At 56.2% G+C, this 1,728-nt stretch carries 2 rRNA genes (1 of these 2 only partly in view); both read left to right on the top strand.

Annotation, left to right across the window (positions count from 1 at the left end):
- Positions 1-1,520, top strand: a 23S ribosomal RNA gene (locus tag AB0B14_RS36630) (it extends 1,662 nt beyond the left edge of the window).
- An 85-nt stretch (positions 1,521-1,605) separates the two neighbouring features.
- Positions 1,606-1,722: ribosomal RNA gene (rrf, locus tag AB0B14_RS36625) — 5S ribosomal RNA — on the top strand.
- Positions 1,723-1,728 lie beyond the last annotated feature (6 nt).

Raw genomic sequence — 1,728 nt, 5'->3', positions numbered from 1 at the left:
GTGGGGAGGCTGGGAACCTGATGGGTAGTAGTCAAGCGATGGGGTGACGCAGGAAGGTAGCTGAGCCCGGCCGGTGGTTGTGCCGGGGTAAGCGTGTAGGCCGTGTTGTAGGCAAATCCGCAACACATGAAGGCTGAGACGTGATGCCGAGCCGATTCAGGTGAAGTCAGTGATCCTATGCTGCCGAGAAAAGCCTCTAGCGAGTTCTTAGCGGCCCGTACCCCAAACCGACACAGGTGGTCAGGTAGAGAATACCGAGGCGATCGGGCGAACTGTGGTTAAGGAACTCGGCAAATTGCCCCCGTAACTTAGGGAGAAGGGGGGCCGGAGACGTGAAGCCCCGCGCGGGTGGAGCGTTGTATGGCCGCAGAGAGCAGGGGGAAGCGACTGTTTACTAAAAACACAGGTCCATGCGAAGAAGTAATTCGATGTATATGGACTGACGCCTGCCCGGTGCTGGAACGTTAAGGGGACCTGTTAGCTCTTCGGGGCGAAGCGGAGAACTTAAGCGCCAGTAAACGGCGGTGGTAACTATAACCATCCTAAGGTAGCGAAATTCCTTGTCGGGTAAGTTCCGACCTGCACGAATGGCGTAACGACTTCCCCACTGTCTCAACCACAGGCCCGGCGAAATTGCAGTACGAGTAAAGATGCTCGTTACGCGCGGCAGGACGGAAAGACCCCGGGACCTTTACTATAGCTTGACATTGGTACTCGAATTAGCTTGTGTAGGATAGGTGGGAGCCGGTGAAGTCCATACGCCAGTATGGGTGGAGGCAATCTTGAAATACCACTCTGGTTGATTTGGGTATCTAACTTCGGACCGTTATCCGGTTCAGGGACAGTGTCTGGTGGGTAGTTTAACTGGGGCGGTTGCCTCCTAAAAGGTAACGGAGGCGCCCAAAGGTTCCCTCAGCCTGGTTGGCAATCAGGTGTTGAGTGCAAGTACACAAGGGAGCTTGACTGTGAGACTGACAAGTCGAGCAGGGACGAAAGTCGGGACTAGTGATCCGGCACTTGCGAGTGGAAGCGGTGTCGCTCAACGGATAAAAGGTACCCCGGGGATAACAGGCTGATCTTCCCCAAGAGTCCATATCGACGGGATGGTTTGGCACCTCGATGTCGGCTCGTCGCATCCTGGGGCTGTAGCAGGTCCCAAGGGTTGGGCTGTTCGCCCATTAAAGCGGTACGCGAGCTGGGTTTAGAACGTCGTGAGACAGTTCGGTCCCTATCCGCCGTGCGCGTAGGATACTTGAGAAGGGCTGTCCCTAGTACGAGAGGACCGGGACGGACGAACCTCTGGTGTGCCAGTTGTCCTGCCAAGGGCACGGCTGGTTAGCTACGTTCGGAAGGGATAACCGCTGAAAGCATCTAAGCGGGAAGCCTGCTTCAAGATGAGGTATCCCACCCCACTTTGTGGGGGTAAGGCCCCCAGCTAGACGACTGGGTTGATAGGCCGGAAATGTAAGCCCGGTAACGGGTTCAGTTGACCGGTACTAATAGGCCGAGGACTTGACTACTAAGCTGCTACGCGTCCACTGTGCAACTCTGAACGAGCGAACACCCGTGAAATGTGTCCGGGGTTGTTTGATATGTTCATAGAGTTACGGCGGTCATGGCGGAGGGGAAACGCCCGGTTACATTCCGAACCCGGAAGCTAAGCCCTCCAGCGCCGATGGTACTGCACTCGTGAGGGTGTGGGAGAGTAGGACGCCGCCGGACAATCTT

Origin of the sequence: Micromonospora sp. NPDC049171, assembly GCF_040648275.1 — a bacterium.
Classification (GTDB): Bacteria; Actinomycetota; Actinomycetes; order Mycobacteriales; family Micromonosporaceae; genus Micromonospora.
The sequence above is the reverse complement of the archived record's forward strand: the minus strand, read 5'-3'. Positions and strand labels throughout refer to the sequence as shown.